The 25775-nt window shown below is 36.2% G+C and carries 20 protein-coding genes, 3 pseudogenes and 1 other annotated feature; of the genes and pseudogenes, 7 read left to right on the forward strand and 16 right to left on the reverse strand.

All coding sequences use genetic code 11. From position 1 onward, the window contains the following. Nucleotides 1–356: 356 nt before the first annotated feature. Together ACFCYJ_RS13300 and ACFCYJ_RS13305 are read left to right on the forward strand one after the other, a co-directional pair. On the forward strand, nucleotides 357–1091 hold the full coding sequence (locus ACFCYJ_RS13300; protein WP_376074412.1) for a helix-turn-helix transcriptional regulator: 735 nt from the start codon (nucleotides 357–359) through the stop codon (nucleotides 1089–1091). A 193-nt stretch (nucleotides 1092–1284) separates the two neighbouring features. Beyond that, nucleotides 1285–2214 carry a DMT family transporter gene (locus ACFCYJ_RS13305; protein ID WP_376074413.1) on the forward strand — a complete coding sequence of 310 codons (930 nt, stop codon included), beginning with the start codon at nucleotides 1285–1287 and terminating at the stop codon, nucleotides 2212–2214. Nucleotides 2215–2233: 19 nt separating this feature from the next. On the opposite strand, the gene ACFCYJ_RS13310 is transcribed toward ACFCYJ_RS13305, so the two are convergent. The 12 genes and pseudogenes from ACFCYJ_RS13310 to ACFCYJ_RS13365 form a co-directional block, all read right to left on the reverse strand. Next, on the reverse strand, nucleotides 2234–2563 hold the full coding sequence (locus ACFCYJ_RS13310; protein ID WP_376074414.1) for a hypothetical protein: 330 nt from the start codon (nucleotides 2561–2563) through the stop codon (nucleotides 2234–2236). Further along, entirely contained in the window at nucleotides 2560–2694 is a 135-nt protein-coding gene (locus ACFCYJ_RS13315) for a hypothetical protein (protein ID WP_376074415.1), read from the reverse strand. The genes ACFCYJ_RS13310 and ACFCYJ_RS13315 overlap by 4 nt, the downstream gene beginning before the upstream one ends. Nucleotides 2695–2787: 93 nt before the next feature. Continuing rightward, the gene (locus tag ACFCYJ_RS13320) at nucleotides 2788–3384 is read right to left on the reverse strand and encodes a DUF6434 domain-containing protein (protein ID WP_376074416.1); all 597 of its coding nucleotides are present in this window, start codon (nucleotides 3382–3384) and stop codon (nucleotides 2788–2790) included. Between the two features lie 117 nt (nucleotides 3385–3501). Further along, on the reverse strand, nucleotides 3502–4674 hold the full coding sequence (locus ACFCYJ_RS13325; protein ID WP_376074417.1) for an MFS transporter: 1173 nt from the start codon (nucleotides 4672–4674) through the stop codon (nucleotides 3502–3504). 171 nt (nucleotides 4675–4845) lie between these two features. Beyond that, nucleotides 4846–6519, reverse strand: a complete 1674-nt coding sequence (argS, locus tag ACFCYJ_RS13330) for an arginine--tRNA ligase (RefSeq protein ID WP_376074418.1) — start codon at nucleotides 6517–6519, stop codon at nucleotides 4846–4848. Between the two features lie 50 nt (nucleotides 6520–6569). Next, nucleotides 6570–6790: a binding site (T-box leader), on the reverse strand. A gap of 344 nt (nucleotides 6791–7134) precedes the next feature. Further along, complete coding sequence (locus ACFCYJ_RS13335; RefSeq protein ID WP_376074419.1) at nucleotides 7135–9021, reverse strand: FAD-dependent oxidoreductase; 1887 nt, start codon at nucleotides 9019–9021, stop codon at nucleotides 7135–7137. A gap of 1690 nt (nucleotides 9022–10711) precedes the next feature. Beyond that, the gene (locus ACFCYJ_RS13340; RefSeq protein WP_376074420.1) at nucleotides 10712–11545 is read right to left on the reverse strand and encodes a stalk domain-containing protein; all 834 of its coding nucleotides are present in this window, start codon (nucleotides 11543–11545) and stop codon (nucleotides 10712–10714) included. A 179-nt stretch (nucleotides 11546–11724) separates the two neighbouring features. After that, the gene (tnpC, locus tag ACFCYJ_RS13345; RefSeq protein WP_483869483.1) at nucleotides 11725–13227 is read right to left on the reverse strand and encodes an IS66 family transposase; all 1503 of its coding nucleotides are present in this window, start codon (nucleotides 13225–13227) and stop codon (nucleotides 11725–11727) included. Between the two features lie 110 nt (nucleotides 13228–13337). Further along, a pseudogene (gene tnpB, locus ACFCYJ_RS13350) lies at nucleotides 13338–13687 on the reverse strand (IS66 family insertion sequence element accessory protein TnpB). Beyond that, nucleotides 13684–13878 carry a hypothetical protein gene (locus ACFCYJ_RS13355; protein ID WP_376074422.1) on the reverse strand — a complete coding sequence of 65 codons (195 nt, stop codon included), beginning with the start codon at nucleotides 13876–13878 and terminating at the stop codon, nucleotides 13684–13686. The pseudogene tnpB and the gene ACFCYJ_RS13355 overlap by 4 nt, the downstream one beginning before the upstream one ends. Before the next feature lie 79 nt (nucleotides 13879–13957). Further along, on the reverse strand, nucleotides 13958–14545 hold the full coding sequence (locus ACFCYJ_RS13360; RefSeq protein WP_376074499.1) for a tyrosine-type recombinase/integrase: 588 nt from the start codon (nucleotides 14543–14545) through the stop codon (nucleotides 13958–13960). Then, nucleotides 14524–14937: a phage integrase SAM-like domain-containing protein gene (locus ACFCYJ_RS13365; RefSeq protein WP_376074423.1), complete on the reverse strand. Its 414-nt coding sequence runs from the start codon at nucleotides 14935–14937 to the stop codon at nucleotides 14524–14526. The genes ACFCYJ_RS13360 and ACFCYJ_RS13365 overlap by 22 nt, the downstream gene beginning before the upstream one ends. A 261-nt stretch (nucleotides 14938–15198) precedes the next feature. Here ACFCYJ_RS13365 and ACFCYJ_RS13370 point away from each other — a divergent pair, with 261 nt between their 5' ends. After that, nucleotides 15199–16803, forward strand: coding sequence for an ABC-F family ATP-binding cassette domain-containing protein (locus ACFCYJ_RS13370; RefSeq protein WP_376074424.1), 1605 nt, complete (start codon nucleotides 15199–15201; stop codon nucleotides 16801–16803). A 94-nt stretch (nucleotides 16804–16897) separates the two neighbouring features. Here ACFCYJ_RS13370 and ACFCYJ_RS13375 read toward each other — a convergent pair whose 3' ends face one another. Together ACFCYJ_RS13375 and ACFCYJ_RS13380 are read right to left on the reverse strand one after the other, a co-directional pair. After that, nucleotides 16898–18241 (reverse strand): MFS transporter, encoded by a 1344-nt coding sequence (locus tag ACFCYJ_RS13375; protein ID WP_376074425.1) that lies wholly within the window; start codon nucleotides 18239–18241, stop codon nucleotides 16898–16900. 42 nt (nucleotides 18242–18283) lie between these two features. After that, complete coding sequence (locus ACFCYJ_RS13380) at nucleotides 18284–19843, reverse strand: AMP-binding protein (protein WP_376074426.1); 1560 nt, start codon at nucleotides 19841–19843, stop codon at nucleotides 18284–18286. Between the two features lie 168 nt (nucleotides 19844–20011). Here ACFCYJ_RS13380 and ACFCYJ_RS13385 point away from each other — a divergent pair, with 168 nt between their 5' ends. After that, nucleotides 20012–20617 carry a TetR/AcrR family transcriptional regulator gene (locus ACFCYJ_RS13385; protein ID WP_376074427.1) on the forward strand — a complete coding sequence of 202 codons (606 nt, stop codon included), beginning with the start codon at nucleotides 20012–20014 and terminating at the stop codon, nucleotides 20615–20617. A 204-nt stretch (nucleotides 20618–20821) separates the two neighbouring features. Here ACFCYJ_RS13385 and ACFCYJ_RS13390 read toward each other — a convergent pair whose 3' ends face one another. Beyond that, a complete protein-coding gene (locus tag ACFCYJ_RS13390) occupies nucleotides 20822–21295 on the reverse strand; it encodes a DinB family protein (protein ID WP_376074428.1) in 474 nt (157 codons plus the stop codon). 482 nt (nucleotides 21296–21777) lie between these two features. Here ACFCYJ_RS13390 and ACFCYJ_RS13395 point away from each other — a divergent pair. Both ACFCYJ_RS13395 and ACFCYJ_RS13400 read left to right on the forward strand, forming a co-directional pair. Beyond that, nucleotides 21778–22774 (forward strand): annotated as a pseudogene (locus ACFCYJ_RS13395) (S66 family peptidase). Between the two features lie 254 nt (nucleotides 22775–23028). After that, nucleotides 23029–23838 carry a S1C family serine protease gene (locus ACFCYJ_RS13400; protein WP_376074429.1) on the forward strand — a complete coding sequence of 270 codons (810 nt, stop codon included), beginning with the start codon at nucleotides 23029–23031 and terminating at the stop codon, nucleotides 23836–23838. 120 nt (nucleotides 23839–23958) lie between these two features. Here ACFCYJ_RS13400 and ACFCYJ_RS13405 read toward each other — a convergent pair. Further along, nucleotides 23959–24833 (reverse strand): annotated as a pseudogene (locus ACFCYJ_RS13405) (SDR family oxidoreductase). Nucleotides 24834–24976: 143 nt separating this feature from the next. On the opposite strand from ACFCYJ_RS13405, the gene ACFCYJ_RS13410 reads away from it, so the two are divergent. Beyond that, nucleotides 24977–25342, forward strand: coding sequence for a winged helix-turn-helix transcriptional regulator (locus tag ACFCYJ_RS13410; RefSeq protein WP_376074430.1), 366 nt, complete (start codon nucleotides 24977–24979; stop codon nucleotides 25340–25342). The last annotated feature ends 433 nt before the right edge of the window (nucleotides 25343–25775 follow it).

The raw sequence follows: 25775 nt of genomic DNA on the forward strand, positions 1-25775 counted from the left end.
CAGCATCCCTTTAGTTGAAGATTAGAACTTGTAGGATTATTTTCTTGTTCCTATTGACGTAAATTCCTTTCTATTTGTCATAAAAGCACCTCTATTTTAAAATATCTGCCACATTTTTATTAACTAAAAGTCCTATCTATATGCGGATTTTAATAAATTCGTACCGTTTATAAAAAGTTGCACCATTTTACCCTTTGGATATGGTTATCTAAAGAGGTAAAATGGTGCAAAGGGATCATTTGAATAAAAAGATGGATAAAAAAACTATAGAATGACAATTAATTGTTCCATTAAAAGGGCTTTTAATAGAACAAAAACTTATTGACTAACCCTAAAGCATGTAGGAGGAATTGAAAATGGAAAATATTAGAGAAATTGTAGCAGAAAGAAGAACCTATACACCTAACCAAAACACTCATTCCCATTGTTATGCTCAGTTAATTTTGCCTCTCCAAGGAGAACTTTATATTAAAGCAGGGGCACAGGATATTCAACTAGACCACCAAACATTATTTTTCATTCCTCCCGAGTGTAATCATACTTTTCATTCAGCTGTACGTAATGAGTTTTTGGTTTTAGATATTCCTCATTTTATGCTATCTAGTAGAAACTTATATAATAAAGGAGTTTCCTTTAAATTAGATAATCAATGGAAAGGAATTCGATATCTTATCCTGAATGAAATCGATAAACAATCTTTACAGGGCTCTGCTCTTAAAGACCTATACCCCTATATTTCACATTATTTACTTCAAGAACAACAACCTAAATCTATTAGGTATATCCACGAACATTACAATGAGAATATTACGGTAAATAAACTGGCTTCACTTGAACATTACAATCGTACATATTATTCGGATTGGTTTCTAAAAGAAACTGGGAAATCCCCTTCAGTATATATACAGGAAGTTCGTTTGAATAAAGTTAAAGAATTGCTACGGAATACAGATTTACCCATTTTACACATCGCAATTCAAGTAGGTTTTGAACATCAATCTTCCTTAACACGTTTATTCCAAAAATATGAGGAAATAACACCAAGCCAATTTCGAAAAAAATATAGAATTTCGGGAAAATACCCCTTATAAATTTGTATAAACTAAGCAAATACTGAAATTCGGATAAAATTATTCTGAATTTCAGTAAAAAACTGTTATCCGATGTTTGTAAAATTTTAATATGGACTTGGTTAAAGGCCGAGTTACTTCTTGATACCTGTGGTTCTTTCTGTAATCACAGTTCTTTTTTTGAGAAGTCACTTAACTTAAAAGGAGCAAAAAGATGGAAACAGTATTAGGTTTATTTTTTACACTCTTATGGTCATCTGCAGCGATAGCTACAAAGTTTGGCTTAAACTCTACCACGCCTTTGGTATTGGCAACCACTCGCTTTTTAATCGCTGGAGGTTTACTATTTCTGTATGTTTATTTGTTTAATAAAAAATATCCTTGGCCTCGGTCACAGGAATGGATCCCATTAATTTTTTTAGGGTTATTGAATACAACAATCTATCTGGGTGCAACCTTTTGGGCATTGAATTATGTATCAGCAGGCTTATTTAATTTATTTGTTACAACAAATCCTTTTGTGGTTGCTTTCCTGTCCTCTATATGGTTAAAACGAAGAGTTCATTTACAAGAATGGATAGGAATGGTCATAGCAGCATTTGGTTTGTTAATTGGCATATGGCCATCTATCACAACCAGTGAGGCTAGTGTATATGGATTAATTATTTTGGGACTAGGAATGGTATCAATGGCGATTGGAAGTGTTTATTTTAAAAAAATCAATTTAAATCTTCCGGGTATTGTCATTAATACTTGGCAAGTGTCTATTGGTGGAGTTGTTTTAATACCTATAGCTTATATTCTCGAAAAAGAAAATTTTTTTTTAAAATTGGATTATTATTTGCTTGGTTCGTTAATTTGGTTGGTGTTCATTATTTCAATCGGCACAATGTTGCTTTGGTTTTATCTGTTGAAACAGGATACGGTAAAGGCTAACAATTGGTTATTTATGACTCCAATTTTCGGATACATATTAGCTGCTGTTTTTTTAAATGAATCTATTACTATGTTTGATATTACAGCAACAGTATTTGTGGTAATGGGATTATTATTTTCAGGAAATATAGCCATCCTCCCTATCAAAAAACTCCCAAACAGAATCCGAAGAGTTAGTTATGATTCAAGGAGTAAAAATATAAAATAAGATTTGGCTAGTGCTTTCTTCATTTTATAATAGCTTTGTTTGGTAATAACTCAGTCTTTACGTTTTTTAACACTATTGCAATTGGGTTATCAACAAGCACTTCAACTGATACTTCAACAAGCTCCTTATTTATTCTTTGATTTTGGATATGGAAAACGTGAACTTCTCGTTCTAACATTCCAGTACCAATACCCTTGGTCAAAATTATGATTAACTCATTTTTTCCATCTTTATTGATGTCCTCATAGATAATTTGAGGTGACCAAGTAGGACTTGTTGTATTTATCCAAAGGTCTTGTAAGGACACCACCTTTAAAACAATTTTAAAATTTGTAAATACTTCATTCACCTTTTAGCATAAAGGGTAACATCTACTTTATCAGATTTTGTAATTTCCTCATATTCATTTATCATTGCTTTTGTTTTTGATAAAACGGTAAAAAGAGATATGGCAATAATTAATATAAGAACTTTTTTCATTAGAAAACACCTCATATTTAGGTGTTCTCTATAATTGACTGTTTATTCCACTAAACTGTACCGTTAGCTCAATAAGAAAAGCTACCTTTGACTTCAGTAGCTTGATCTTAAGCTCTTGCCAACGTTAGTTGAATATGTATATTTATTGTTTCCAGGTAGTTTCTTGATTTTATTCCAAGCTTCAATCGCTTCTTCACGGCTTTTCCCTTGATTTTTCGGGTCAGAAAAAAAGTCACGAATGAATTGATTATATTCAAATTGAAGTGCAATGCTTTTCTTGTATGTAGGGTCTTTCTTCCGTTCTTCCTCCTCATCCCAAGCGTCTACGACATCGCGATAAGTTTTTCCGACATTGTTTTTAATATAGTTTTGGATATAGGTGGAAAAATGAAATTTAGGGATTACTGTCTTAAAAAACGTCCTTACATTTTGACTACAACGATGATCTTCTGTAATGACTGTATCAAGACTTAAATCTACTTGCTGTTCTTTCTTCTTCGCTATTGATTTTCTGACAGGCTTTTTAATCTCTCCCGTCTGTAGAAATATTTCAATCCTATTAGAAATCTCTATTTTAGAACCAGTAGCACTTATTCCGTTATTTCTACAAAAAGATTGTAATTCTTCCTTTAACCAATAGAAATCGTTAAAACTTTCTATACTTAATTCTTTCGTTAAATTAGGTCTCATCAATTACCTCCATATTTACTTACTCTACATTACGGAACATTTGTCCCTATTTAGTAAAAACAATCACGAAAACAACCTTTAAAAAAACATGCGCGTACATTCGCGCATGTCTCCACATTATTTTTTCTTAAGAAAAAGGATCGTAGCTAAAATGCCTAGCATTAATGTGATAAAAATTGTATAGGTAAATGTATGGTTACCTGTCACATCATAGCAATAACCGATGAGTATAGGGATAATGGCGCTTATCATGAAGCCGCCTGAAAGCACCATAGAGGACCAACTATTTGCCTCTTCGTCATTTCTTGCCTCATCCAATGGTAACAATAAACCGATTGGAAATAAGCCGCTTAATACGATACCTATAATGAATACCGCAATCCATAACAAAGTCCCCGAACCTACCCATAACAACACAAAGCCAATAATGCCAAAGACCCCTAAAGTGAAAAGCCAGCCGATTCGACTCGACCATTTTTCCATTAGTATGGGGACCAAAATATTCCCAATCATTTGTACAATAGACATAAATGTTAGCATAGAGCTTGCAGCGCCAAGGGAAAAGCCCTTATCCTGTAACATCGGTGCTAGCCAAGACATCATTGAGAAGAATAAAGATGTTTGTAAGCCAAAGTAAATTAAAATGGTCCAAGCACGGACATTTCTCCACGGATTTCGTGCAACTTTTTCCGTACAACCATCTGTCTCTGGTAGCTCTTGTTTTTGGATGACCAGGAACCATATGCAAAGAGCAATGCTAGCAAGCATTGCCCAACTGCCAAGCGCCATCGTCCAGCTCTCATGAAAATGATTATAAAATGGTAATGTTAGTGCAGCACTCAATGTTGCCCCTGTTCCTATGCCAAATGAATAAATACCTACCACCGTAGTAAAACGGGTCGGGAATTTTTTCTTGATATAGGCATTTAATATGGGTCCAATAAGGGCAATGGCAAATCCTGCCGCAAAGCTTGTGACTACAAGTAGTACATAACTTTCTTTTAAAAAGCGTAGCCCATTTGCTAATGCTAGGATGATTATTAAGAGCGTAATAGCTGTTTTTGTTCCGAGTTTTCTTTGTAATGGAACTGCGAATGGTGCAAAGAGACCCATACAAAACACCGGAATAGATGTTAAAAAGCTCATTTTTGTATTTGATATATGGAGTGATTCTAAAAGTACATTAAATAATGGTCCTATTCCTGTGACTGCTGGACGCATATTGAGCGCAACCAAGAAAATACAAACAACCACAAGTACCATGGAAACACGCCATTGCTTTTTCTCCATTCTTTCTAAAAACCTTCTCTCTATTTATTCGGTTAAAAATTCAACGAAATTTGCTAGACCTTTGAATTCCCACTATATCCTTTTACCATTTTTTCTAGTAACGGTCAATTTCATGGACATTACTATTTGCAGGAGGTAGCTAGCATCATGTCGTAGATACTCTATTCATACTTACATATTGTTAGGTGCTGCAATGCCTAACAGTGCTAAAGATTCTTTTAATACAACGGATACACTTAGACAAAATGCTAATCTTGATTTTCTTTGGCTGTCATCGACCAATACTTTATTTTGCGCATAATATTTATTAAATTGACGCGCTAATTGTAAGGCATATTTAGCAATTTGTGATGGATCTGCTTGTTCAAAGGCGGTAGCAATTACTTTCGGAAACTGTTCCAGTAATAAAATAACAGGCCAAGCTTGCTCCCCTAAAGCTTCGAGCGATACCTCGTAACTATGTTCATCTGCTTTTTCCAAAAGAGATGCAATACGAGCATACGTATATTGAATATATGGCCCTGTTTCACCTTCAAAATTCATCATGTGCTCAATGGAAAACTCAATATCATGAAGACGATCATTTTTTAAATCATTAAAAATGACCGCTCCCACACCTACCTGTTGTGCGATGCTATCTTTATGCATTAGATTTGGATTTTTTTCCTCGATATTTCGCTTCGCTGTAGCAATTGCCTCTGTTAGTACATCTGTTAATAGAACAATCTTGCCTTTACGCGTCGACATTTTTTTACCCTCTTTTAGGATCATCCCAAAAGGTACATGCTGCAAATCTTTTGCCCAAACATATCCCATCTTCTCAATGACCTTAAATAATTGGTTAAAATGAAGTGATTGTTCATTCCCTACAACATAAAATGATTTTTTAGGGTCATATTGTTGTTGTCGATAAAAAGCTGCTGCTAAATCACGTGTAGCATAGAGTGTGGCACCGTCAGTTTTTGTTATTAAGCATGGAGGCATATTGTCTATTTCAACAACATGAGCCCCCTTAGATTTCACAAGTAGCTCTTTTTCATCCAACTCTTTAACAACAGCAGCCATTTTGTCATTGTAGAACGCTTCCCCAGTAAATGAATCAAAGTCAATGCCAAGCAGTTGGTAAATGTTCTTGAATTCTTCGAGTGATGCATCTCTGAACCATTGCCAAAGAGCTAACGCCTCTTCATCCCCATCTTCTAATGCTTTAAATGCGGTACGTGCCTGTTCATTAAGTAAATCATCCTGCTCCGCTTCTTCATGGAACTTCACATAAATTTTTAGCAGTTCCTCTATTGGGGCAGCTTCAATCGTTTTTTGATCTCCCCATTTTCGATAGGCAACGATTAATTTCCCGAATTGTGTTCCCCAATCACCCAAATGATTAATGCGAATCGCTTTATAGCCGTTTTTCTCGGTGATATTTGCCAAAGCATTGCCGATCACTGTAGAACGTAAATGCCCCATAGAAAAAGGCTTCGCTATATTAGGTGAAGAAAAATCCAACACTACATTCCCTTTTGACTCCTGCTTGGCCCCGTATAAATTTTTTTCTTTTACAATTTGACTAAGGACTTGCTGTGTAATCGTTGGCTGACGGTAAAATATATTAACATACCCACCTACTACTTGAACCTCTTGTATTAAGTCACAGTTTACATTGTTTTTTATGTCGGATGCGATCGTGTGAGGGGGCTTTCTTAATTTTTTTGCTAGCGTAAAGCACGGGAATGCCACATCCCCTAAGTCCAAATTTTTCGGTTTTTCTAGTAAATTTTGAATTTCATTGACAGACAGCTCGTTGTTTAATGCTACAGCGATGCTTTTCGCGATTTGTGTATTCATGTTCATTCTCCTCTCAATTCGAAAAAAATAAAAAAGCCCCCGTCTCTAAATATAGAGACGAGAGCATAGTTATCCCGTGGTACCACTCTAGTTGCCATATAAATATGACCACTTTCCATTGTTAACGAGGTGACTCCCCGATATTCTCTACTACTAATTCGAGAATCTTCTCCAAAGTGCGTTTCATTTATGGCATCTGCATTAGGCTCACACCATCCCTAATTCGCTTTCCAGTAACTCCATAAACTACTCTCTTTATCTTAGAATTTAACTGTAATTTCAAAATATTGTATAACGGTTCCTTTTTTAAGTCAACTGTCTTTTAATTTTAAATTTACCGAATCGATTCCAATAGAACACTTTCGGTGATAGGGCATTACAAGTACACCACCAGGTACAGCTCTAAGTGTACCAATGGATGTTGGTGTGTCTAAGGACTGACGACAATTTAACATCCTAAACGGAAATCAAGATGCAGTGTCAGTATTCAAAATCTAAGATAATGGTACAGTTGCTAATTGAACTAATTTTCCTTACTTCAGGTACAAGGTCTCACAGTGCTTTGATTCTCATCTACATCATTAATGCCTATAACTTAAGGAAAAAGAACATTCCTCACAAGTGGGAATGTTCTTTTTCTTCATAATGGATGACATCAGCCATAATGGCATACATCTCTTTTAATTTTAGTTCCTTGTTTTCAGTAAATCTTTTTGCTAATTTTTCACTGATAACCCCTTTTTCAATCAATAAATCCCAATTGTTATCACTTGACTTGCCTACTAATACTTCCGTCAAGAATTCTGCAACTTCATCTCTTGTAATTGGGCTTTTTTCTTTTTTAGCTACTTTATAGATAACGGTATCTAGCTTATCGCCTAGTGCTTTCATCTTCTCTGGACTAACACGTTGAATGCCCTCTTTTAGCATTTTCGCAAACTTAATCTTTGTTGCTGAATCTTCAACATGTAAGTCATTCGAATAACCACCAACTACGAGGCCGTAATTGATTAATGTTTGAATGGATTTATCATACCATTCACCTTTATATGGATAATCCATATTAAAAGGATCTACAGAAGCCCCTTGTTTTTTTAAATCTTCCCTTAAGGTATTGATAAGCTCTTTGTTCTTGCTCATTGCTCTAAAGGTTACGTCATCTTTAATCGCTAATGCTGCTGCTGCTCCTGCTGCTTGTCCAGTCACCATACCCGTTGGAACGACACGTGCACTTCCCGCTGCAAGCGATGAATACCCTGCAGAACGACCCACTACAAGCAAGCCATCGATTTCTTTAGGCACTAAAGAACGGAAAGGAATGGCATATTGATTTGGAGCCGAAATAACGTATCCATAATCGTGAGGCGTTTGCGCTTGTACATCAACTGGGTACGCAGCTAAGCCAATGCTATCCCAATGATCACTATTCTTCCAAACATCGGACATCGGTAATTGGTATTCTGCCCAAATATGTCTTGTTTCGCGGACGTATAGTTCCTCCGGATAGCTCACAACTTCTGCATGTTTAAAGCCAGGAAACTTCTTTTTCAAATATTGTAAAATATAGTCTGTCTCTTTCTTTCCTTTTTCAATCGCTTCTTGTTTTGAACCTTCATTCAAACCATCAATTCCAAAAATTTGTAAAGCATTAATGTAATATTCATCATCTACTTTTGCTAAATTCAAGCCTCGTAATCTCGTACCTTCTTGTACTGGCTTATAGTCATCATGAAGTTTTGTAAACCCCCACATAACTGAATCATTCAGGTGAGCACCACCAAAAGTATTTGAGTTTGCTGCTTTCTTCACCTCAGCCCAATCAACATTTTTCAAATGAATCATCAAGGTAACAGCCATTCTTTTATCCTTGATGCCAATATCTTCTCCACCCATGAAAAAAGGAACTTTTGACATTGCAGCAAAATCAGCGTCCTGTGTAGCATCAATGAATGCCTTGCCTTTCACAACATACGTGCCATATTTATTTTTTAATTTCACTGATGTTAGCTGATTCTTATCAAGATTGGCATTTACGACTTCTGTTTGTGCAGAAAGCGTTAAATTTGGTTCTTCATCGACAAGCTTTTTAAAGGCAGCCTTAGCATCTAAAATTCCAAATGCATCTTTCCCTCTAACAAGGTCGTGCCATTCTTTAAAAATACCCATACTGACCGGTCGTTTAGCGTCATTTCGAGGTATATCAAGGAAATTGAGCATTCCATACGTAAATAGCCCTCCTAATTCCTCACGCTTTTCGACTAGCAGTGTTTTTGCACCGTTACGAGCTGCTGATAATGCAGCAGCAACCCCTTCTGGTTCTCCACCAATGACAATTACATCATATTCTTCATATATAGTTTCATTTGGAATTGGCTTTTCATAGGTTTCCAAAAGTTTTTTATGTGCCATTTCACTTCTAATATCTGATATAAAATAATAGCTTCCTATTCCTAGTACAATGACTACTATTAAAATGGCTGATCTTACCAAGCCCTTACCCATAACATACCTCCAATTGATAAAATTCCCATCTGTATTTCTTGTTTTTAATCATGCTCATCTCTTAAAAAAGTTGACATGACATATTTATATAGTTATTAACGGTTTTACATTTCAACATGAGTTCGTAGCAAACCTAGTAGGTCGTTACAGTCTAGGTACTCTTCAAAATAATTTTTCATGCAATAGGAAAATAGAATCCCTCTAAAACAATTCAAAGTTTATTATTTCCTATAACAAGTGGTAGCACATTTCTGGACGGTGCGACATGAAAATATAATGAAAATAGTCTTCTACTGACAGTTACCTATACTGATATTCGTAGAGGTGAAACGTTGGAGTTGGAATAGCAGAATATCAACTTTAAGAACTTTTCAAATGCATTTAAAGCATAAGAAACAATAAATATGTATGTATAACATAAAACAAAAAGATACATAATCATTCTAGCGATATTGTAGCAATGAAGCAACTAGAACCTATAAAATTGTCGTAGGTCTTTATGATTGTTTTATGATGATCAAAAATTAAACTACAATAGGGCCTCAGTTTTCGTTTCCAAGTTTTCTGTATTAAACGTTACATTATCAACCTTCTTGTCATTATTTTGTCGGCAAGCAATTAAACCAATTGATAAAAACATAAAAGACAAGATCAAACTAATTTTTTTCAATAATATCATTCTCCCTTATAGAGTTAAGATTTGTTTTAATGCACTTATTTCCCTTTGCTGTGTATATAAGTGTTCCGTCATCATAATAATTTGAAGTTAAATCTTCTTTTATAATCGTATCTGAAGGTACTACCTTCTTAACTTCGCCATATACTTCATCTTTTGTATATTCATTATCATAAAGTGTGTAAGAGTAATAAATATTACCATCACTAATTACGTATGCTTTTCTTTACTTTGTTGTACAGCATTATCTTGTTTTGTTACAGAACAACCACTTAAAAGCAATGAAGCTGAAAATGTCAACATGCGAAGTGGGAATTTATTCATACTTTATCCCTCCTATATATATAGACTTATTATTTTCTATAAAGTTACATTCTTATGTTCATTTCTTAAGGTATCTAACGATGGGATTACTATTCCGATACTACTTTAGAAAAACTATGGATGTTTCTGGACGCTTCAAAAAAACGCGAACAGAAGAAAAAAGCGATTTTTACATAGAAAAAGCAACATTGAAAGCCATTTTGGAAGTAAAGTCACAACGCTAACATGGACATATTTTGAAAGAATCTAGATCTTTATTCAATATTAGTTACAGGTGGAACGGCAGGAATCTGAGGTAATTCATTGTTAAAATAACGCCAAACGTTGATTTAATAATGTTTATAGACTATGGTACATATTTCATGATATACTAGTGCCATTGTGAAAAAAGGAGGAACTTGCATGATTCAAGTAAGTAATGTAGGTCTTCGCTATGGCGATCGTAAACTATTTGAAGACGTAAATATAAAATTCAACAATCATTGTTTACTAAACCTTTTCACGAAGAAATGTAGATAAATCGTGGTTTAAATCTATATTTAAAACGTTTTAGGTATAAGAAAAAGAAAGAATAAAATTCTATTACCTTCTTTAACTAAAACTATACACTACTCACCAATTTTTCATCAAGTGCTTAATCGAAAAGGAAGGCAAATAAAAAAGCCACCTATCAAAAGGTGACTTAATTATTTATTCAACAATCCACTTTGCTTTAGGATAATTAACAATCCCTGTGTTATATTCTATTTCTTTAATTGATATATCTTTGTCAAAGAGATACTGATAATATCCTTCCGTTGTTTCCCCTTTGTATATATATCCTTTTGAATCAAAATGATATATATTCCCAATCGCATTTATTCCCACTTCATATTTAGACTCATTAATTTTAAATCGCAATCCGCCTGGAGAAGTTAAAGGTTGTTCAGACTTATTAGTTACAGATAAGTAAACTTTAAATCCATTATTATCCCCCTGCACATATTCAACGTTTTTAATTGTGACTTCTATCTTATCATTTGAAAAAGTTTCTCCTAACTTTAAAGTTGGTACTTCTTTTTTTTCAGATTCTGGATGTTTAAATTCATTGTTATTTAAACCTTCACTAATTATTACCTTATGATTTTTTTGATCCCATTGAACATTTGCCCCTAATGACTCACCAATAAATCTAAGTGGAACAAGCGTTTTTCCACTCTTAACTTGTGCTGGAACTGATAAATTTATTGCTTTATCATTTACTTTAGCATTTTTCGAACCTATTTTCAGCCATACTTTTGTATTACCTTTTGAAGCGTCAATTGTTTGAGTAGATTGATTCCACTGGACATTAGCACCAAGTGATTCAAAAATACCTCTTAAAGGAACTAATGTACTACCGTTTTCTATTATCGCTTGATTACTAAATGATTGTTTCTCACCGTTTATGTAAATTGATACTCCCTGTGATGCACTAACGTTATTAATGCCTAAACCTAAAAACAAACAAAACAACAATGGAATTATAAATCTTAACTTTTTCAATTAATTCTCCCCCTCATACATTATTAGTACAATTATACCAATTTAATACATTAAAGGGGAGAATTATTTTTATAAGCATGTAATAATTGATTTATCGTAAGCCCGAAATATAAAAAAAGCGCACCTTTTCGGTACACACGACGAATGGCCATCTATCCTAATTTTTTTCGGATAGATGGCTAGTTTGCACATGTGGCTTGGATTTTTTTCGACCAAGGCATGTAATTATTTAAAATCTCTGGTTGCTGATGAATCGGTAAATTTGGCAATTCTGTCATTAACGTCACTAGGTATTGATAGAAATCGATGCCGTTTGCTTTTGCCGTTTCAGCCAAACTTAAACAGACCGCATTCGCTTTAGCACCTGCTTCACTAACAGAAAAAAGCCAGTTCTTACGACCGATCACATTGGGACGAATCGCATTTTCAGCCGGGTTATTATCGATTTCAATCCTACCGTCGAACAGATAAGCTTTTAATCCATGTACACGATTTAATGTGTATTCCGCAGCTTTGGCTAAGGCATTTTTTCCGAAGAAAGGCGATTCATCCACCCATTTTAAGAATTTCTCTACAATCGGCTTTGAATGTTTTTGCCGTGATTTTCGGCGTTTACCTGGTGAAAGATGCTTGAATTGACATTCTAGGTGATACAATTGATCACAGTAATCCACCACGCCAATTCGCCCGTTTTTGCTATCGGCTTTCAGCCAATAACGTCGCACATGCGCCCAGCAGTTGGCGAACGTGACATCAGGTAGATTACCGTATGCCGAATAACCATCACAAATCATGGTTCCTTTAAAGCCTTCTGAAAATTCTTCTAGTACAGAACGACTTCTCGATAATGCACTTTGAAAAAGAATGATGATCGGTCCTTGGCTTGGCACGCTTCGGAACACCCAATTATAGGCGTTCGATTGACCAGATTTTCCGTCTGAACGTTTGATTATTTGTGCATAGGTTTCATCCACATGTAGAACAGATTTTGCTTTTAATGTCTGCTTCATCTGTTCATAAACCGGTAGAAGCCAATCTTCAGCTACACGGATCACCCAGTTTGATAAGTTCTTATCATTCGTAAGCAGGCCATATCGTTCCCACTCCTTTACCTGACGGTAAAGAGGCAAGTACTGGATAAACTTATCATAGATGAGTTTTGCTAGAACGGTAGGTCCCGCAATGCTTCGCTGAATGTCAGCTTGTGGGGCTTTCCCACGTTTCATTTGTGCTTTTTGTGTAGCATCCATTTTACAGTACTTACACTCGTAGGCATGTTCAATATGCTGGATGCGCATCATTTTTGCCGGAATGAATTTTGCTTCTTCACGCGCAATAGTTGTACCGGCTTCGGTCATTTGGCCAAGGCAACAGTCACATTGTGTATTGGTGGGATGATGGTGAATTTCTTCTATTTCAATCCCATCACGAAAAGAATCATTCCGTTTTTTCTTATGTAATTTACGGACAACGGTATAAGTAACAGTTGGCGTGCTTTGTTCTTCTGTCTGCTCAGAATCGTTAAAAGACGGATCGTCATCGAATAAAGAACCTTGTCCGTCTGGTGCTTGATACTTTGATTTTTCCGATTTTGAACCATATAAAGCCTTGGTTAATTGGCGAACTTGTTCAGTCAATGCTTCAATTTGTCGATTTGACTGAGCTAATTGTTGCTCAAGCATTCGAATTAATTGTTCATTTTGATTTTCTCGCTTAGGAACGTTCGTCAAATCATTCACCACATTTCCGTTCGGTATAAGTTATGGAGATTATACCATCTTAATAGGTGGGTTTAAAAGACACCTTTTGCAGATTTCGTAATCGCTTTTGGCTGCTGAAGCGATAAACCTTCTAAAAGCCAGCGGAGTTCCTTTTGTGAAAGGTTACGTACTTCCTTTTCATCTTTTGGCCATTGCAGCTTGCCATTATCTAATCGTTTATATAGTATGGCGAAGCCATCTCAAAATACAAACATTTATAACGGTCTTTACTCGTTCCAGAAAATAAGAAGATGGAATCACTATATGGATCCAGTTTAAAAGAATCCTGAATGAGTGTTGCGAGACCGTCAATACCTTTACGCATATCGGTCTTACCGCAAATAATGTAGATATTCTGCACGCTCGTAAAATCTTGCTTCATTGATTTTTCAACTCCTTCAGGATCGTTTGGATGATGCGCTCATCTACGCCATTAAAGAAGGAAATTTCAGCACTAGTTGTTTTAATGATGCAGCTCGGCTCAGGAGAGTTTTGTGGTGAAGTTGTTGATGAAGAGTTGTCAGTGATCGGATCTAGTGTCACAGGGACAATTGTTAGTTTGGTAGTTGACATAAAGAAGCACCTCCTCTAATTGATACATTTATCGTACCGGAGGTGCCAGGTTATTTATATGCGTTATTTGATTACGGGCTTACAAAGTATCAGCCACTTCATCTGCATCCATTTCAATATATCGCTGAGTTACCTCATACGAAGAATGACCAAGTGCCTTTGAAATAATTGCCAAAGGTACTTTTTTACGTACCAAGTTAGTCGCATATAACCTACGTATTTTGTGTGGCGAAATTGAAAGTCCATATTTTTTAGAGTAAGCGTTTATGCGCTTTGAAATAGCATTATTATGGGAATAGTCATTCAAAGTCGGTTTTCCACTTTTTGTAATGAAAACATAATCATTTTTCTCTTTATAACGTTTCCTAACCTCATGATTTTGCTTAATTAAGCGTTCTAGCAACATTAATAATTCATCTTCTAAAGGAATCTTCAAAACTTGCCCATTCTTCATTATATCGCCAGATAAAACCAACATTTTTTCATTAAAATCGATATGTTCCTCTTTTAGGCTTGTTAAAGTATGAATACGTATGCCCGTCCTATATAGTAGAAGTAAAACTGTTACGTCACGCCAACCAAGCCATGTGGTAGTGTCGATCACCGATAGTAATATTTCTAACTCTCTTTCGTCTGCTGCTTTTTTTACTTTTTTATCAACTTTAATTTAACGTCCTTCCAAAATTTATTACCTTGAATCCAACCGTTATCATAAAATCTCGTTAATATAGCTGATACAAATCTAAATCTATTAGCATGAGTTGTCTTGTCTAAATGACTGAGTGATTCTAACCACTCCATAAACCCTTCTTTATTAATATCATCCACCGTCTCAATATTTAAAAACTCTACAAATTTTTGCATCGTCTGGTTATAAGTCAACAAAGTCTTATGTCTTAGTCCTTGTAATTGCATTTGTCGGTTTACTATTTCAAGTGCTTGATCGATTAGAATTGTATCGGATTTACGTTTGGTGTTATTATCTCCCGATTGCTTAGGCTGTAAGCTAGGCTTAAATACAACATCATCCATTCTCAATTCTTTTACTTTTCTTGACATTTCGCATCTTCCTTTCAATGAAATATTAAAAGGTAATAAATTAGGGATAAATCAATTTCATTTACTTACCTGTTCTTTCCCCTAAAAACGTTTAAAAACCTTACTTTTTCCGAATTTGCAAATCCACTCTTCATTATCCCCACTCACCTACTCCACAACACCTGACAGCCCATAACGCAAACGTTGATTTAATAATGTTTATAGACTATGGTACATATTTCATGATATACTAGTGCCATTGTGAAAAAAGGAGGAACTTGCATGATTCAAGTAAGTAATGTAGGTCTTCGCTATGGCGATCGTAAACTATTTGAAGACGTAAATATAAAATTCACACCGGGGAATTGCTACGGTTTAATCGGAGCGAATGGTGCTGGTAAATCAACATTTTTAAAAATTCTTTCTGGTGAAATTGAAGCACAGGAAGGTAACGTATCAATGGGCAAGGACGAACGCTTATCAGTCCTTAAACAAAATCACTTTGAATACGATGAATTCAATGTATTAGATACAGTTGTTATGGGGAACAAACGTCTTTGGGAAGTAAAAGCTGAAAAAGACGCTATCTACGCAAAAGAAGACTTTTCTGATGAGGATGGCATGCGTGCTGCTGAATTAGAAGGTGAATTCGCTGACCTAAATGGTTGGGAAGCTGACTCAGAAGCAGCAACATTATTAAACGGGTTAGGGATTGGCGACGAGCTTCACTATATGCTAATGGCTGACCTTGAAGGTTCTGACAAAGTCAAAGTATTATTAGCACAAGCTCTATTTGGTAAACCAGACGTTCTATTACTAGATGAGCCTACCAACCACCTTGACTTAAAAGCAATCCAATGGTTAGAAGAATTCTTAATTAACTTTGAAAATACAGTTATTGTCGTATCCCATGACCGTCACTTCTTAAATAAAGTGTGTACGCATATCGCGGATTTAGACTTCTCTAAAATCCAATTATATGTTGGGAACTATGACTTCTGGTATGAGTCTAGCCAATTAGCACAAAAAATGATGGCAGACCAAAACAAGAAGAAAGAAGAAAAGATTAAAGAGCTACAAGCATTCGTTGCTCGTTTCTCTGCGAACGCTTCGAAATCAAGCCAAGCAACTTCTCGTAAGAAAATGTTGGATAAAATCGAGCTTGACGACATTAAACCTTCTAGCCGAAAATATCCATTCATCAACTTCCAAACTGGACGTGAAATCGGTAATGATGTATTAACAGTGGAAGGCCTTACAGCAAGCAATGAAGGCGAAACACTATTTAAAGATATTCGCTTTTCGATGAACAAAGAGGATAAAATCATTTTACTTGGTAATCCAATGGCAAAAACGGCTCTTCTTGATATTCTAATGGACGAAAGAAAAGCAGATGCTGGTACATTCAAATGGGGCGTAACAACTTCTCAAAGCTACTTTGAAAATGATCACGATAAATACTTCGAAGGTTCAGAGAAATCATTAGTGGAATGGTTACGTCAATATTCTCCTGATGATGAAACAGAAAGCTTCTTACGCGGCTTCTTAGGTCGTATGTTATTCTCTGGTGAAGAAGTGAAAAAATCCCCTTCAGTTTTATCAGGGGGCGAAAAAGTACGTTGTATGCTATCTAAAATGATGCTTGCTACAGCAAACGTTGTTTTACTAGATGAACCAACGAACCACCTTGACCTTGAATCTATTCAAGCACTAAATGAAGGACTTATGCGCTTCAAAGGTGCGATGCTCTTCACATCTCATGACCATCAGTTCATCCAAACAATTGCGAACCGCGTCATCGAAATACGTGAAGACGGCACAATTTTAGATAAACTATTAACTTATGATGAATTCCTAGAGTGGAAAGATAGCCAAGGCTTAAACTAATAACAAACAGGGTTCTCCTATTCAAAAAGGAGAACCCTGTTTTTTTATAAATGAGTCTAGCTATTATCTTTCCTTGTAAAAGTAATATACACTATTACTTTGTCGTAGTTGTCATTGCTACTTCCACTTGAGCGTCTGACATGTGTTCATTTTCTTGTACTTTCTCGACAGTTTCTTCATATTGAGTGATCAATCGTGTATCAGGCGAAAATACGGCAAGTAGTAGTGATATCAGGAGCCCCGCCATCATCAATCCACCAAATAAATACGGTGATGCCCCATATTCTGTTGCTAAAGATGTCCATAGCATTGGCCCAAAGCCGACGATTGCCGCAGCGACTTGATAGCCAAAGGATAGCCCCGTATAGCGAACATTTGCTGGGAATAATTCAGAGAAGAACGTACCTTGCGTCGCGAAAATGGCTGCCCATACGATGCCAAGTAAAATAACTTGCAACGTAAAGAAATAAGTTGAATTAATCGGAATCATAACGAAATATGGAATAGCTAGCAGTAGCATTGTGATTAGACCACCGATATAAATTTTCTTACGGCCTATAAAATCTGAAAAATAGCCAACAAGTGGAATTGTTACAATCATTGTTGCACAGCTTACTGTTAAAGCAAATAATGCGACATCCCTTGTATAGCCAATATACGTCGTCGCATACACTAAAATAAATGACATTAAAAATACATTAAAGAATCCGTCCCCTATTTTTAATCCAATAATGCGGAAAATATCTTTTTTGTTATATTTAAATACTTGGACAATTGGTAACTTAGCTAATTCACCATTGTCTTTTTTGCGTTTAAATTCAGGTGTTTCTTCGATCCCGCTTCGAATCCATATTGCTAATACTATTAACACTGCACTAAAAAGAAATGGTAAACGCCAACCCCAGGCCATAAATTGCGCCTCTGTCGTTAATGAAGATATCAGTGTAAAACTAAATGTCCCTAACACTAAACCGATTGGTACACCTAGCTGTGGAATAGAACCAAAAAAGCCACGCACACCTTTTGTAGCCGATTCAGTAGCTAGTAACACGGCACCTCCCCATTCACCACCAAGCGCAATCCCTTGAATAAGTCGCAAAATTACTAATAGCGTTGGCGCGAGTAACCCCACTTGCGCATACGTAGGTAATAAACCAATCAAAAAAGAACTACCGCCCATTCCTATTAACGTAAGCATAAGCGAGGCTTTCCTTCCGACACGATCACCCATATGTCCAAAAATTATACTTCCAATTGGTCGTGCTGCATAGCCAGCTCCAAACGTAGCAAACGCAATTAAAATCGACACTGCTGGATTAGTCGAAGGGAAAAATAGGGTTGTAAAAACTAATCCCGTTGCCGTACCATACAAATAAAAATCGTACCATTCAATGATTGATCCTGCTAAACTTGCTAATAATATCTTCACATTTTTCATATAGCCCCTTCTCTCTACAGTCAAATTTTTATATCATTCGTTTCAACTAAAAATAGCGTTACGTAAAACATGCTTTTGAATTTTCCCGACTGGTGTACGAGGGAAATCTGTCACAAATTCAATGCTATCTGGCACTTTAAATTTTGCGAGACGTTCTCGACAATGCGCAATTAATGCCTCTTCACTTACAGCAGCGCCAGCCTGTAAAATAACATACGCTTTAATAGCTTCATCACGCATCTCATCTGGTACACCGATGACTGCTGCTTCAAATACTAATGGATGCTCTGTTAATACACGCTCCACTTCATTCGCTGCTATATTTTCACCTGAACGTTTGATCATATCCTTTATACGATCAACGAAATAGAAATAACCATCTCCATCAATTCGTGCATTATCTCCAGTTAGTAACCAGTTATCTTTAATAGCGTCGTTTGTCGCTTGTTCATTTTTAAAGTAACCTTTCATTAGGGTTCTCCCTGGTATCCCTTTAACGGCAATTTGACCAATCTCCCCTTTATTTACAGGGTCCCCATGTTCATCGACAAGCTGAACCTCATAACCAATGCTTGGTCTACCAATACTCATATTTTCCCGTAATCCAAATAGAGGATTTATCAGTGGAATTCCAACTGTTTCGGTCAAACCATATAGTTGCAATAACTTCACATCAAATTGTTTTTCAAATTGTACTAATTGGTGTTCTGCCACTGACTGTGCAAAAAGAACAAGTCGTAATGGATTATTCCTTGCCTCTTCTTCATAATCTTTCGCTAAAATCATACGAATAGGTGCGGCAAATAAAGAACCAACTGTTCCACCTAATGCCTTTGCTTGTTTAAAATAACGTGAAGCACTAAATTTCTCCGTAACTGCAATGCCTGCCCCTACCATGATGGCAGACATCGTGGAGTAATATTGCGCATTGCCATGGAAAAGCGGTAAAACAATAAATGTTCGATCTTCAGGTGTTAAAGCGATTGAACGCGCCATTAACTCACCTGTGTAAATATAATTAGCATGTGTCACTTGAACGCCTTTTGGTTTGGATGTAGTCCCAGATGTATAAAGCAATGCCACAATATCTTCTGACGAAACTGTTGGGAAATGCACATTATTATCGCTCTCATTTTTAATGAGCTCAGAGAAATATAAGACACCATCAGCGTTATCTTGTTGTCTCGTAATAATAATATTTTGTATAGTTGGTGTTTTAGACTGAATACTGACAAACTTTTCGATATAGTCCTCTTCCGTAATAATAAGAACAGCTTCAGAATGAGAGATAATATATGTCATCTCATCTGCTGGAGATAAAATGTTAGTTGGCACCATAATGCCTCCAATTTCAGCAAGTGCGAACCATGCTGTAAAAAACTCCATATTGTTTGGTAAATGCAACACAACATGATCCCCTTTTTTAATGCCCAGCTTAAGAAGTGCATTACTGAAGCGCATAACCTCCTGATAAAAATCCCCATAATTTTTTTCAAAATAGATTTCCTTTCTATCCTCAAAACGAATAAAACTTTTTTCAGGCTGTTGTGCAACTCTCTCCCTTAAAACAGAACGCAACGTTCTATTACCAATTAGATCCATGATCCACACCCCTTTGAAATAGTTTCATAGACTATAGTCTGTATATTAATCGGCGTGACAATTATTTGTCAACATCTTTTCTAATAATTCAGAAAATAGGTTAATTACATGACCGAGTATTATGCTAAAGTTAAGTAGAAAATCTCGTGGAAATTAGGTGATGTAGAAATGAAAAAGACACGAAAACAACAGGCTCAAGAAACGAAAAAACATATCTATTTAACAGCACTTACATTGTTCCAAACGAAAGGCTTTGATCAAGTAACGGTTGATGAAATTGTGACAAAAAGTAAAAGCTCAAAAGGTGCTTTTTATGGTCATTTCACTTCAAAGTACGATATTTTCCTAGAGAAATTTAAAGAAATTGATCATTTTTATGAAGAATTTACAACTACACTACCCGTAAATCTTTCCTTCAAGGAAAAGGTAGTCTCCTTAATTGATGCACAAATGAAATATTTAAAAGATGATTTAGGAATGGATTTAATGCGGTCTGTTTACAAAAGTGGATTAATTGAAAACGAAAGAAATTTCTTTTCAAATTCTGAACGCAAATTGTATAAAATCTTGCATTCATTTATACAAAAAGCAATTAAGGATGGTGAATTATCTGTGCAAATAAATGTGCAAGAAACTGTGATTTACATTACTCGTTGTATGCGTGGTTCATTATATGATTGGTTAGTCTTTGGAAGAGATTTTGATTTATTAGAAGAAAGCAAAGGCTTTATTGCCATATTTTTAGATGGATTATTATTAAATAAAAGGAATTAAAGACTTATAAAAAAGTCCCTATTCTATAACCTCCATTTACTATCCATTATGCCTCGGAATAATTGCGTGACATCCGCCGGAGGCTTTATGAAAGAAGTTAAACAAAAATAGGCACTTCCTATTAACTTTCAAATAAGAATTGCCTATTTTCTCTTTATATTTAATCAAAAAAGACAGATACACTGAGTATCTGCCTAATACGTCTTATTTTTGCATTTCTTTCGTTGGTCCTAATACGCCTGGTACTGGTAAGCCTGCTTGACGTAGGAGCACCGTCATTTGTCCACGATGATGCGTTTGATGATCGATTAGTACACGTAATAATGCACCTCTAGCTATTGGTCCAGTGAAGCCTTTTACTTCCTCCAGCAAGTCTTCATTTGATAGCTTTGCCGCTTCCTCTTTCACACCATTGGCTACCTTTTCGTAAGCAGCTACAATCTCAGCTGCAGTAGATGGAATTGGGTCTTCTTGTCGAGTCATAGGCACCTGTAAACCTGCTAAATAACTGAAATAACCAGCAGCACCAACTAAATGCCAACCTAACCAGCCAAGTGTGCTGTGACCTTCCACGATGCCTTGCTCTAGCTTTTCATCTGTTACTGCTTTTAATACTTGAATAGTACCTTGTGCTGATGCTGACCACTCATTTAAAAAGTCTTCTACATGACGATACATATAAACGTCCCCCATTTTTCGTAAATTCATTTCTATCATATTAAATTCTAAACTCACTTACAAGTTTCTAGCATTCAGTTTACATAATATAATTATTTTTTATTCTGTTACAACTATCCATTTCAGTTACTTTTTACAACTCTCTAGTAAAGTACAAGTACATGCTCAAAAAATTGTAATAATGTATAATAGCTTTGTCTTATAATCAAAATAATGCCACGGCATAATTGCGTCCATATTCTGCTAAAGACTTTATCTCCTTTCAGCAAATGTCTTTTGTACCAAAAGCGTAGCGACAGGTACAGGTGTTTGGACACACGCTGAAAAGTTATCTAAACCAGCATTCATCTCACCACGCTTTCGTTACATAAAACATTTGTAACTGCCGTTTCACTTACGTTACATAAAACATTTGTAGCTGACGCTTTGCTTTCGCTACAGAAAATAATTGCTGGAAGAAGTTAAATAGAAAGAGGTATTTTATGTTTCCCCCATTAAAAAAAGGCGATACCATTGGCATTTATTCGCCTTCTAAACCTGCTACAACTATTGCAAAGGTTCGCTATGAACGAGGCAAGGAACGTCTACAAGCACTCGGCTTTACGATAAAAGAAGGCTCTTTAACTGGAAAAGGAGATTTTTACCGCTCCGGTACACCGAAAGAACGAGCAGAAGAGCTTAATGCCCTACTTCGTGATCCCCACATCAAAATGATCTTACCAACCAATGGGAGGTACTAATGCCAAAAGTATGCTGCCATATTTAGACTACGAAGCATTTAAGCAAAATCCCAAAATACTTATCGGTTTATCCGACGTTACTGCTATACTTCTCGCCATGTATGCAAAGACTGGTGTTCCTGTCTTTTATGGACCTTCTGTTGCTTCTACATTTGGTGAATTCCCACCTTTTGTCCAGTATACCGAGCAATATTTTAAAGATTTGTTTTTACATTCATTATCGATTCCCTATAACATGCCAATTCCACCTATATGGACAGATGATCGACTAAACTGGTTAGAAAAAACGACTGAAAAAACTCAGCATCACAACTCTTGGGTTACAGTTCAACCTGGCATTGCTGAAGGTCGTTTAATAGGTGGCAATATAAATACGTTGAATGGCTTCATTGGAACATCTTACTTCCCTCACATTCATGAGGGAGATATTTTACTTCTTGAAGACACATCTAAAACTATAGCTGTCGTTGAGAAAAACTTTGCCATGCTAAAACTACACGGCATTTTCGACAAAGCTTCAGCGATTATTTTAGGTAAACATGAACAATATGATGATTTAGGGACCGGAAGAAAGCCATATGATGTATTGCTAGAGCAGCTAGATGGACGAACTATGCCTAGCATCGCGGATGTTGATTGCTGCCACACTCATCCCCTGCACGCCATGCCCATCGGCTTACGTGTACGCGTCAATGCAACTAGCAAAGAGATTCCCTTTCTAGAAACCTGGTTTTCCTAACATTCGTATAACCTAGGAACTTCAAGTATAATGAAGGAAAATAGCTGGAAGAGCTTGCCTGCCTATGAGTCACCTTGAACTTGTACTCTCTCTTACACTACTCGTTGACGGTAAGCGATACTAAGGCAGAGGACAAAACACCAGAACAAACAGTCTTGTTGAACATCAAACAAATGAAAGAGCCGAACTTGCATGAAATACACTTTACAATCGTCCTGCTTGGGCGCTTTTCATTTTGAGTAAGGAGGGCTTTTATGAGTGAAATACATAGAACAACAACAGATGAAGAATTGACGGAAGAAGAATTGATCGAGCTTGTCCTCGCTGAACAGCAAAAGGCGTTAGCTCAAGAACAAGAAGAACAGCGGCAAGATAAAAAGCCTAAAAAACAAAAACCGATTGTTAAATGGATTGTCTGGAGTATGGCATTTGTGTTATTTTTGAATACATTTGCACTTATCTTTCAAATTTACTCCATTCCCGCTCTTGAATTTTTGAAGGTGTCTGCTCAGCTATCAGCGCAAGAAGATATTAAAACCTATAAAAAAGCTGTTGTAGAGATCTCTACAGGTTCTAGTAAAGGTACTGGTTTTGTGATTTCTTCAGATGGACTTATCGTAACCAATGCACACGTTGTAGAAGGTGCTCAATCATTACTCGTTGTTTTCCCTGAGGAAGGTTTAATGGGTGCCAAGTTAGTGGAAAGTTACCCAGACGTAGATTTAGCATTATTGCAAGTAACCGGTGATGATCTACCTTCCCTTTCACTTGCTAAAAATCCGAGCTATAGCAAAAATGAGCATGTGTATTTCATTGGTAATCCACTAGCCTTTACGGGCATTGCAAATGAAGGAACTTTACTGGAGTCAACATCCCTTGAAGATTGGCAGGAACCTGTTATGATGATGGATGCCCCTGTTTATCGAGGTAATAGTGGGAGCCCTGTCATAAATGTTGATGGTGAGGTTATCGGAATTGTCTTTGCAACGGCGAAAAAAGATCCATATGGCCGTGTCGGTTTATTTATACCCGTTCAGGTGTTACAGCGTATATTAAATAAATAATACCTACGGCTACAATACGGTTGAAAACATAGTTGTTTAATTCTTCAGAAGTAACGCCTTCTAGTCCTTTTATAAAAAAATGACCTTCATTACATTAAGAAGGTCATTTTTTGATTAATTTTAATTTCCTGTTTGAGAGATTTCACTAATAATATGACTAAGAGCTTCGTTTATCGATGTAGCAGGGCGACCGAGTAATTTCTCTAAATCGTTACTTTCAATTTCTAAACCACCATCTCGAATAGCTTTTTGTATGTTTACTAGCATAGGAAGATGTGCTTCCGGTACTCCTGCACCTTTCATAATGTCGGCATAAGTAGCATCATCGACTTGTTGTACATGAACTTCTTTCGCTATTACATCTCCAAGAGCAGCTACTAATTCCTCTTGCGTCATTAGCTTTCCAGAAAGCTCATAAATTGTATTCTCATGTCCTTGTCCAATCAATACATTTGTTGCCGCCTCCGCTAAATCTTGTCGAAGTACCCAGCCAACTTTTCATTTTCCTGCTGATGTAATCCAAGGTGCCCCTACCATCGCGCCCTGGATGCTCCCAATTTCATTTTCAAAATACCAATTGTTTCGTAAAAATGAGTAAGGAATACCAGTTTTCAAAATTGCTTCTTCTCTGGCTCTATGAGATGGAGCGAGGAAAAATTTACTTTCACTTGCATTTGTTACACTAGTATAAGTAATAAATTTTACTTGAGCACGTTGAGCAGCGGCTACGGCATTCGTATGCTGTCTCATTATTGTTTCATCATCCCCAAACGTAGATATTATTAAAAGTCGATCAATTCCTGAAAAGGCTGCATCTAATGTTTCTGGTTGATCAAAATCTCCGTGTCGAACTTCTACTCCGAGAGCTCTAAATCCTTCTGCTTTCTCCGGATTTCGAACACTAACGGCCAAATCACTCGCCGGTACAGCTTTTATAATGCTTCTACAACCTTTGACCCTAATTTTCCCGTTGCACCTGTAACTAATATTTTCATATTTTTTACCTCCAATTAAATTTTCATTTTGAAAAATGAAATCTAGGTATATACTATATCCACAGTCACAATAATAAAAGTAGGCATTTTTTTATGACATAGTCACAAAAAAGATACCTTATGAGAGAGGAATCATACAATCAATGGCTCGATTTAATTTTCAAGGAGAACCACCTAGCGAAGAACAAGAAGAAGTATGCTCTTTGACACTTGCTCAAAATGTAATCGCTGGGAGATGGAAAATCACTATTTTATGGTATCTAAGTCGTCGAACAAGAAGATTTAACGAACTTCAAAGGTTGTTACCAGGTATTTCAAAAGGAATATTGACAAGACAACTGAGAGAGTTGGAAGAGGACGGAATGGTTCATAGAGAAGTGTATAAACAAGTTCCTCCTAAAGTGGAATACTCGCTAACAACACAAGGGAAAAGCTTTATACCCGTATTGAACACTATGGGAGAATGGGGTAAAAAATTTATGGAGAAAAAACAAAAGGAACAAAATTAATCTATACTAAATTATTGAAAAAGGGCTTGTCTGAAGAATTTTAGAATAATTGTAATTGAAAAATCAACTTCACTTTTCGTGTGCAAGGCACGAATCACGTCGCTGTGCTCCTGACACTGCGTCTTACGCTTTGTCTCAAAACACAGTTTCGCCAACGCTCCCTGTTGGATATTTCGTGCTCTTGCTTCTCGCAGGAGTACATGCTCTAGGTCTTTTTTACCAAAATATATTTCAGCCCCTCCTCTTTTCTCTCAATTGTGCCCCGTATTCAATTAAATGGCCCGAAAACAACAATGACTTGGAACGATTTTTAAGTTTACATAATAAAATTATACGTAATATTGTTTGTCCTTCATCCCCTAAATCTATTTGAATGCAAAAAAAGACATCCTATATCAATAGGATGCCTTAAGTTTAACGAAAGTATTTTTAA

Origin of the sequence: Lysinibacillus sp. NPDC056232 (assembly GCF_042267565.1) — a bacterium.
GTDB lineage: Bacteria > Bacillota > Bacilli > Bacillales_A > Planococcaceae > Lysinibacillus.